This window comes from Streptomyces sp. NPDC059037, assembly GCF_042740015.1.
Lineage (GTDB): Bacteria > Actinomycetota > Actinomycetes > Streptomycetales > Streptomycetaceae > Streptomyces.
In genome coordinates, this window is the sequence record NZ_JBHYIG010000319.1 from 3,132 (window position 1) to 10,824 (window position 7,693).

Annotated in this window: 9 protein-coding genes and 2 pseudogenes; 7 read left to right on the forward strand and 4 right to left on the reverse strand. The window is 70.7% G+C overall.

Translation table 11 applies throughout. From position 1 onward, the window contains the following. Window positions 1-112: 112 nt before the first annotated feature. Both ACFWY6_RS39515 and ACFWY6_RS39520 read right to left on the reverse strand, forming a co-directional pair. Window positions 113-790: an FMN-binding negative transcriptional regulator gene (locus tag ACFWY6_RS39515; RefSeq protein WP_384700951.1), complete on the reverse strand. Its 678-nt coding sequence runs from the start codon at window positions 788-790 to the stop codon at window positions 113-115. Beyond that, window positions 790-1,161, reverse strand: a pseudogene (locus ACFWY6_RS39520) (pyridoxamine 5'-phosphate oxidase family protein); the annotation flags it as partial. The gene ACFWY6_RS39515 and the pseudogene ACFWY6_RS39520, both read right to left, overlap by 1 nt. Between ACFWY6_RS39520 and ACFWY6_RS39525 the strand changes: the two are divergent. Further along, window positions 1,152-1,523 (forward strand): annotated as a pseudogene (locus ACFWY6_RS39525) (LysR substrate-binding domain-containing protein); the annotation flags it as partial. The pseudogenes ACFWY6_RS39520 and ACFWY6_RS39525 sit on opposite strands and share 10 nt — an antisense overlap. On the opposite strand, the gene ACFWY6_RS39530 reads toward ACFWY6_RS39525, so the two are convergent. After that, window positions 1,520-1,987 carry a pyridoxamine 5'-phosphate oxidase family protein gene (locus ACFWY6_RS39530; RefSeq protein WP_384700954.1) on the reverse strand — a complete coding sequence of 156 codons (468 nt, stop codon included), beginning with the start codon at window positions 1,985-1,987 and terminating at the stop codon, window positions 1,520-1,522. The pseudogene ACFWY6_RS39525 and the gene ACFWY6_RS39530 sit on opposite strands and share 4 nt — an antisense overlap. A gap of 168 nt (window positions 1,988-2,155) precedes the next feature. Here ACFWY6_RS39530 and ACFWY6_RS39535 point away from each other — a divergent pair, with 168 nt between their 5' ends. Next, on the forward strand, window positions 2,156-2,803 hold the full coding sequence (locus tag ACFWY6_RS39535) for a cysteine hydrolase (protein WP_384700957.1): 648 nt from the start codon (window positions 2,156-2,158) through the stop codon (window positions 2,801-2,803). Between the two features lie 250 nt (window positions 2,804-3,053). Beyond that, the gene (locus ACFWY6_RS39540; RefSeq protein ID WP_384700960.1) at window positions 3,054-3,965 is read left to right on the forward strand and encodes a nitroreductase/quinone reductase family protein; all 912 of its coding nucleotides are present in this window, start codon (window positions 3,054-3,056) and stop codon (window positions 3,963-3,965) included. On the opposite strand, the gene ACFWY6_RS39545 is transcribed toward ACFWY6_RS39540, so the two are convergent. Continuing rightward, entirely contained in the window at window positions 3,962-4,444 is a 483-nt protein-coding gene (locus tag ACFWY6_RS39545; protein ID WP_384700963.1) for a Rieske (2Fe-2S) protein, read from the reverse strand. The genes ACFWY6_RS39540 and ACFWY6_RS39545 overlap by 4 nt on opposite strands. A gap of 103 nt (window positions 4,445-4,547) precedes the next feature. Here ACFWY6_RS39545 and ACFWY6_RS39550 point away from each other — a divergent pair, with 103 nt between their 5' ends. The 4 genes from ACFWY6_RS39550 (at window position 4,548) to ACFWY6_RS39565 (ending at window position 7,418) form a co-directional block, all read left to right on the forward strand. Further along, a complete protein-coding gene (locus tag ACFWY6_RS39550) occupies window positions 4,548-5,339 on the forward strand; it encodes a HipA family kinase (RefSeq protein WP_384700966.1) in 792 nt (263 codons plus the stop codon). After that, window positions 5,336-5,734 (forward strand): DUF3037 domain-containing protein, encoded by a 399-nt coding sequence (locus ACFWY6_RS39555; RefSeq protein ID WP_384700969.1) that lies wholly within the window; start codon window positions 5,336-5,338, stop codon window positions 5,732-5,734. The genes ACFWY6_RS39550 and ACFWY6_RS39555 overlap by 4 nt, the downstream gene beginning before the upstream one ends. 149 nt (window positions 5,735-5,883) lie before the next feature. Then, window positions 5,884-6,645, forward strand: coding sequence for a 3-oxoacyl-ACP reductase FabG (gene fabG, locus ACFWY6_RS39560; RefSeq protein WP_384700972.1), 762 nt, complete (start codon window positions 5,884-5,886; stop codon window positions 6,643-6,645). A gap of 17 nt (window positions 6,646-6,662) precedes the next feature. Further along, window positions 6,663-7,418 (forward strand): SDR family oxidoreductase, encoded by a 756-nt coding sequence (locus tag ACFWY6_RS39565; RefSeq protein WP_384700975.1) that lies wholly within the window; start codon window positions 6,663-6,665, stop codon window positions 7,416-7,418. Window positions 7,419-7,693: the final 275 nt, after the last annotated feature.

The following is a 7,693-nucleotide window of genomic DNA, read 5'->3' on the forward strand; positions in this document are numbered from 1 at the left end:
CGAGAGTGAGCGCCCACGCGCGGGGTGGGTGGTCGGCCCACTCCCCCTAAACTAGTGTCTCCGAGTGCGCTCGGGGCTGCGGGCCCCCCCCCCCCCCCCTCGATGACGGTCTTCAGCGTCGGCGCAGCTGGTGGGCGTGCGCCTCCGTGTCATGGGTCCCGCCGCGCCCGGCGAGGCCCGCGGCGATCCGCTCCTGGACCTCCGCCGGCTTGTGACCGGCGTACTTGAACTTCGCCCGTACGTCGGTGACTTCGAGGAAGAGGCCCCGGATGCCGGAGAGCATGCGGCCGTACGGTGCCTTGCCCACGGCCGCGGGGGCCGATCCACCCTCCGGCTGGAAGTGGCCGACCTGGAGGTTCAGCAGATCGGCCTTCTCCTCGGGTTCGTCCACGACGCGGGCGGTGCAGCTGAGCTGGACGGCGGCGTAGAAGCTGGTCGGCACGCCGTGCTCGGGCGGGGTGTCCGGGGGCGCCTGCCACGGGCCGGGCACGTACACGTAGTCGTCCACCACGCTGAGCAGCACTTCGGGGTCGGCTTCGAGCGGCGCGGGCCACAGCGGGTTGGGGCGCGCCAGGTGGAGGAGCACCCGGCCGTGCGGGCCGTGTTCGGGGTCGTACGCGGATGGGGTCTCCCCTGCTCGAACGTGGTTGAGAGCTTGGGGAAGGGTCGGCTGGACGTGCGGGGGCTCGCCTGGCAGGCCGTTCACGGCGAGCTGCCCGAAGTCGTGGGCGGCGAGCCACTGTTGCCATTCGGCGTCGGAGCGCGGCGCGTCCCAGGGGTGGATCAGCATCACAGTTCCATCAGATAGTCGGGGACCGCGATGCCGGGGGCCAGGTCGTCCGCGGGGATGAGGGGGTCGTGGCCCTTGCGCAGGGGGACCACGCCCGTCCAGTACGGGAGGTCGAGGTCCTCCGGCTCGTCGTTGGGGCCGCCGGTGCGGACCTTGGCGGACACCTCGGTGAGGTCGAGGCGGAGCACGGCGGTGGCCGCGAGCTCCTTGGCGTTCGCGGGGCGGGAGTCGGCCGAGCGGCCCGGCACGACATGGTCGACGAGCGCGTCGAGCGCGGTGCGCTTCTCCTCGGGGTCCGTGACCTGGTAGGCCGTGCCGTGGACCACCACGGAGCGGTAGTTGATCGAGTGGTGGAAGGCCGAGCGGGCCAGCCGAGGTGGACCTCGACGAGTTCGCGGACGACGAGTGGATCACCTGGGCGGAGGGGGAGTTCTGTCACGAGTGGCTGATGTTCACCCTGCGGGCCAAGGGCATCGAGCCGCGCATCGCGCACCGCGCGGAGGAGCACCACACCCAGCTCGCCCTGGTGGCCGCGGGCCTCGGCGTCTGCGTGGCACCCCAGTTGGGGCGCGACCCGATGCCGGCCGGCGTCAGGACGGTCCCGGTGCGCCATCGCGTACGGCGTCATGTGTACGTGGTGTGGCGCGCGGACGCGGACCGGCGACCGTCGATCAGGGCGGCGGTGGAGGCGCTTCAGGGTGTGGGGGCGGGGCTCGCGTCGCCGGCGGGCTAGAGCTGCGCCAGTTTCCGGAAGTCCCAAGAGGAGATCGCGTCCGGTGTGAGCCGGATCCACGCGTGCTTTCCGTCGTACGGCATCGAGTCCATCGCGAAGTACTTCTGGGCGAACAGCCGCTCGGGGACGTCGAGTTCGGGGCACGGCTCGCCCGTGCGCGGCGCCTCGCCCACGAAGGTCGCCGTGCCGGAAAGCTCCGCGCCCCGCAGTTCCGCGTACTCCACGCCCGTGTCGATCACCACGGCGATCCGCTGATCGCGCCGCAGATCCGCCCAGCGCTTGCTGCGGGTGATCGAGAACAGCCACAGGGACGTGCCGTCCCACGCGAACCACAGGGCGCTGACGTGCGGGGCGCCGCCGCCGGACACGGTCGCGACCCGGCAGGTGCGTTCCGTGGAGAGGAACTCGTCGAGCTCGCCCGGCGACATCATGATCCTGCGGCCCCGGCGCTGTGTGACGGCCATGCGTCCTCCGTACATCCGTAGCTGATGGCATCTCAGAGCTGATGGTGCGTCAGGAATGCAGGATGCGGCCTCTTCCGTCGTGACGCAATGGCCGCTAGCCTCCGCGCATCCCGGACCGTGACAGCGACAGCGACAGCGACAGCGACCGTGACAGCGACAGGGGGAGCCATGCCGTCGTACGAACAGCTCAGGGAACTCCTCGACCCCGCCACCACCGTACTGATGACCGTCGAGTGTCAGCAGGGCGTCGTGGGGACGGAGAGCGCGCTGCCCGAACTCGCCGAGGAGGCAAGGGAGTCGGGTGCCCTCGGCAATGTCGCGCGGCTCGTCTCCGCGGCCCACCAGGCCGGGACCCAGGTCCTGCACGCCGTCGCCGAGCGGCGTCCCGACGGGCGGGGCGCCAACCACAACGCGCGGCTCTTCCGTGCCGCGGGCCGGCTGCCCGTGCAGCAGCTCTCCGGGACCAAGGCCGTACGCGTCGCGCCGCCCATCGAGGTGTCCGAAGAGGACTTCATCGTGCGGCGGTTGCACGGTCTGTCGCCGATCGCGGGCACGGATGTCGACCCGCTGCTGCGCAACCTGGGGTGCCGCACGCTCCTGGTGACCGGAGTCTCGGCGAACGTGGCGATCCCGAACGCCGTCTTCGACGCCGTGAACCTCGGATACACCGCCGTCGTGCCCGCGGACGCCATCGCGGGCGTCCCCGCCGACTACACCCCCGCGATGATCCGCAACACACTCGCCCTGGTCGCCACCGTCACCACCACCGATGACGTCCTCGACGTGTGGAAGCGGCGTTCGCGGCCCGGCGTTTGACAGGTGACGGCCCCGAGTCTGTAATGGAGCGCGTGCCGCGTGGCACCGGCCAAAGAGCAGTGGGCAGGCCGGATGCCGGGCGAGCACCTGCACTCAGGGACGTGTCATGAGTTCGTACTCCGCATCCCGTATCTGACGCGCCGTTTCTGACGCGAGCGCGTCGCACGCGTCATCCCCATTCCGTCCTGCGCGGACGCATGTCCTGCCGTACCGCGCGGACTTCACCTTTTGCCTGGAGAGTCACCTCAGCATGCCCACGTCGTTCAACCAGTCCGTCATCGAAGAGTTCCGAGCCAACGCGGGGAAGGTCGGCGGCCCCTTCGAAGGCGGCGATCTCCTCCTGCTCACCACCACCGGCGCCAAGTCGGGGGAGCGGACCACCGCCCCCCTCGGCTATGTGCGCGTCGACGACCTGTTGCTGGTCGTCGGGTCCAACCTCGGCTCGCCCCGCCACCCCGCCTGGTACCACAACCTGCTCGCGCACCCCGCGGTCGGCGTGGAGATCGGCGGCGACGAGTTCGAAGCGATCGCCGTCCCCGCCGAAGGGGCGCGCCGTGACCGGCTGTTTGGGCGCGTCGTCGAAGCCGTGCCCGGATACGCCGACTACCAGGAGCGGACCACCAGGATCCTGCCGGTCGTGGCCCTGGAACGGTCCGAACCCGCCCCGGGCGAAGGGCCCCGCGAGGTCACGAGCCTCGCCGACAAGATCCTGGAGGTCCACACCTGGCTGCGCCATCAGCTGCGGCACGTGAGCGCCGAGACCGACGCCCACTTCGCCGCGCGGGCGGCCCACCAGGGGCCCGGCGAGCCGCCCGCGCCCGGTCTCGGGCTGCAGATCCGGCAGCACTGCCTTGCGTTCTGCCAGACCCTGGAGTTCCACCACGCCAGCGAGGACGGCCATGTCTTCCCCGTGGTCGCACACCACCATCCGCATCTTCGGGAAGCCATGGACCGCATCCAGGAGGAACACCGCACGGTGGCGCGCATCCAGGACGACCTCGTCGCCCTGCTCGCCGACGTCGGGACGGCCGACCTCGAGCACTTCCGGGCCGAACTGGCCAGGATGTCCGAGGAGTTGCTGGCCCATCTCGACTACGAGGAAGGGATCGTACTGCCGCTCCTCGCCGACATTCCGTGGCCGCCGGCGCCGCCCGCCTCCTAGGCCAGCTTGATGGAGTCCCCGTCCACGCTGATCTCGGTGGCGGGCAGCGGGGCGGGGGCGGGTGAAGCCTTCACGCTGCCGTCGGTGATGTCGAACTTGCTGCCGTGACAAGGGCAGTTGATGGTGCCGCCCTCGATGCTCGTCACCGGGCACTGCTTGTGCGTGCAGCGGTTGGAGAAGGCCTTGAACTCGCCCTTCGTCGGCTGGGTCACCACCACCCCCTCGGCCTTGAAGATCTTGCCGCCGCCCACGGGGATCTCTGACGTCTTGGCGAGCACGGCCCCGCCGGCGCCACCGGACGACCCCGCACCTTCCGGGGACTTCTTCTCGGCCGGTGCGGAGTCGTCCTTGCCGTACTGGTCGGATCCGTCGTCGCCGTCGCCACAGGCGGTGAGCGCGACGGCCAGGCTGACGACGCCCGCAGCGGCGACGACGGAACGGCGGGAGGGTGCGGGCAGGGTTTCCTTGGAAACGTTCATGCAAGGGGGTACGAGGCGGCGCCCCACCGCGTTCAAACGCTCAAGCACTTCTTGCGCGGGGCGTGTTCGCACCGGTCCCGAGCACCGGCATTAACCTGGGGCAATGCTCACCGAAGTCACCGCGGTCCGCTACGCGACGCCCCTGCGCGAGGGCGGATCGCTGCCCGGCCTCGTCGAGGCGGTCGACGACCAGGGAACGTACGCCGCGTACGTCATGAAGTTCACCGGCGCCGGACAGGGCCGCAAGACGCTCGTCGCCGAGGTGATCTGCGGGCAGCTCGCGCGCGCCCTCGGCCTGCGGGTGCCGCGCCTGACCGGGATCCGGCTCGACCCCGTGATCGGCCTCGGCGAACCGGACCAGCAGGTGCAGGAACTGCTCAAGGCGAGCGGCGGGCTGAACCTGGGCATGGACTTCCTGTCGGGAGCGCTCGGCTTCGATCCGCTCGCGTTCCCCGTCGACCCCGCCGAGGCCGGCCGTGTCGTGTGGTTCGACGCGCTGATCAACAACGTCGACCGTTCCTGGCGCAACCCGAACATGCTGGTCAAGCACGGCGATCTCTGGCTCATCGACCACGGCGCGAGCATGATCTGGCACCACAACTGGCGCACCGCCGAGACCGCGGCCGCCAAGCCGTACGACGCCTCCGACCATGCCCTCGCTCCCTTCCGGCCCGATGTCGCAGCGGCCGCCGCCGAGCTCGCGCCGCTGGTCACCGAGGAAATCCTCGCGTCGGCCGCCGCCGACGTACCCGACGAGTGGCTGGTGGACGAGCCCGGCTTCGAGGACCCCGACGCCGTGCGCCGCGCCTATGTGGCGGCGCTGCTGCCGCGTGCCAAGACCATTCATGAACGGATCCAGCTGCCCGAGCCGCAGCGGAAGGGTGCCACCCGGTGACCGAGCAGCCGTCGATCGAGCGGGACGTCTTCGAGTACGCCCTGGTGCGCGTCGTGCCGCGGGTGGAGCGCGGTGAGCAGTTCAACGCGGGGGTCGTGGTCTACTGCCGCGCCAAATCCTTCGTGGCCGCCCGTACGCATCTGGACGAGGACAAGCTGCGGGCCCTGGACCCGCGGGCCGATGTGGGCGGCGTACGGGCCGCTCTTGGTGCCGTCGAGCGGATCTGTGCGGGCGGCGAAGGTGCGGGTCAGGCCGAGCGGGACGATGCCGGGCGGCGCTTTCGGTGGCTGATCGCGCCGCGCTCGACGATCGTCCAGCCGGGCCCGGTGCACACGGGACTCACCGCGGATCCCGCCGCGGAGCTCGACCGGCTGCTCGACCTCCTCGTGAGGTGATCCTCGTGACGTAAAGAATCACAGGCCCAGGTGTGCCGTTGACACCGGGTGCCAGGGCTTCTAGCGTCTCGTTCAGCTGAAGGTACTAAGCGGTCGCTCACCACCGGGGCGTACCGTAGAGCCGCATCCCAAGGGCGAGGAGAACCAGCATGTCCACCACTGAGCAGCGCGTCGCGGTCGTGACCGGAGCAGCGCGAGGCATCGGCGCGGCCACCGCAGTGCGCCTGGCCGCCGAGGGCCGTGCCGTCGCGGTGATCGACCTCGACGAGGCCGCCTGCAAGGACACCGTCGCGCAGATCACCGACGCCGGTGGCAAGGCCCTCGCCGTCGGCTGCGACGTGTCCGACGAGGCCCAGGTCGAGGCCGCCATCGAGCGCATCGCCCAGGAGCTCGGCGCGCCCACGATCCTCGTGAACAACGCCGGCGTGCTCCGCGACAACCTGCTCTTCAAGATGAGCGCGGGCGACTGGGACACGGTCATGAACGTGCACCTGCGCGGCGCGTTCCTGATGTCCCGCGCGATCCAGAAGCACATGGTGGACGCCAAGTTCGGCCGGATCGTGAACCTCTCCTCGTCCTCCGCCCTCGGCAACCGCGGCCAGGTCAACTACGCGGCGGCCAAGGCCGGTCTGCAGGGCTTCACCAAGACCCTCGCCAAGGAGCTCGGCAAGTTCGGCGTCACCGCCAACTCGGTCGCCCCCGGCTTCATCGTCACCGAGATGACCAAGGCCACCGCCGACCGCGTCGGCATGGGCTTCGAGGACTTCCAGGCCGCGGCCGCCAGCCAGATCCCGGTGCAGCGCGTGGGCCGCCCCGAGGACATCGCCAACGCCATCGCCTTCTTCACCGGCGACGCGGCGGGCTTCGTCTCCGGCCAGGTCATGTACGTGGCCGGCGGCCCGCTCAACTAGCCCGGAGGGATTTCGAGATGGCAGTGCAGGACAGTGGAAAGGCCGCGCTCGTCACGGGCGCGAGCCGCGGCATCGGCTACGGCATCGCCGAGGCGCTCGTCGCCCGCGGCGACCGCGTCTGCATCACCGGACGGGGCGAGGACGCCCTCAAGGAGGCCGTCGAGAAGCTCGGCGCCGACCGGGTGATCGGCGTCGCGGGCAAGGCCCACGACGAGTCCCACCAGGCGGTCGCCGTCGAGCGCGCCATGGAGGCCTTCGGGCGGGTCGACTTCTTGATCAACAATGCCGGTACGAACCCGGTGTTCGGGCCGATCGCGGAGCTCGACCTCAATGTGGCGCGCAAGGTCTTCGAGACCAATGTGATCTCGGCGCTCGGCTTCGCCCAGCAGACCTGGAAGGCCTGGCAGAGCGAGAACGGCGGCGCGATCGTCAACATCGCCTCCGTCGCCGGCGTCTCCGCGTCGCCGTTCATCGGCGCGTACGGGATGAGCAAGGCCGCCATGGTCAACCTCACCCTGCAGCTCGCGCACGAGTTCGCGCCGAAGGTCCGGGTCAATTCGATCGCGCCCGCCGTGGTCAAGACCAAGTTCGCCCAGGCGCTCTACGAGGGCCGCGAGGCGGAGGCCGCCGCCGCGTACCCGCTGGGGCGGCTCGGTGTGCCCGAGGACATCGGCGGCGCCGCCGCGTTCCTCACGTCGAACCAGTCCGACTGGATCACGGGGCAGACACTCGTGGTCGATGGCGGCATCTTCCTCAATGCGGGCGTCGGCTGACAAAGCCCCCGCAATGGCCGCGTACGCCGCTTAAAGGGACGTACATACGCATCAAGTGCCCCGTCGGCGCCGCAAGTTGGCCCGGCGGGGCATTGCGATATTGTCTCCCGACCCATGGCATGGCCGATCGAGGAGCGTGCGCGTGTTCAGTGAAGTTCGCCCGGTGGCGGCGGCCGGTCTCCGAGGCCCCGACGGGAAGGACCCCCCGGGGCGGGGGGGGGGGGCGGCGGAGGGGGGGAGGGCGCGCGACGCCCCGGGGGGGTGGGGGGGGGACG

Bases quoted from the DNA above. Each gene is read 5' to 3' on its own strand.
- ACFWY6_RS39565 (WP_384700975.1), top strand. From the start codon at position 6,663: ATGGCAGTGCAGGACAGTGGAAAGGCCGCGCTCGTCACGGGCGCGAGC.
- ACFWY6_RS39540 (WP_384700960.1), top strand. From the start codon at position 3,054: ATGCCCACGTCGTTCAACCAGTCCGTCATCGAAGAGTTCCGAGCCAAC.
- ACFWY6_RS39515 (WP_384700951.1), bottom strand. From the start codon at position 790: ATGCTGATCCACCCCTGGGACGCGCCGCGCTCCGACGCCGAATGGCAA.
- ACFWY6_RS39530 (WP_384700954.1), bottom strand. From the start codon at position 1,987: ATGGCCGTCACACAGCGCCGGGGCCGCAGGATCATGATGTCGCCGGGC.
- fabG (WP_384700972.1), top strand. From the start codon at position 5,884: ATGTCCACCACTGAGCAGCGCGTCGCGGTCGTGACCGGAGCAGCGCGA.
- ACFWY6_RS39535 (WP_384700957.1), top strand. From the start codon at position 2,156: ATGCCGTCGTACGAACAGCTCAGGGAACTCCTCGACCCCGCCACCACC.
- ACFWY6_RS39550 (WP_384700966.1), top strand. From the start codon at position 4,548: ATGCTCACCGAAGTCACCGCGGTCCGCTACGCGACGCCCCTGCGCGAG.
- ACFWY6_RS39545 (WP_384700963.1), bottom strand. From the start codon at position 4,444: ATGAACGTTTCCAAGGAAACCCTGCCCGCACCCTCCCGCCGTTCCGTC.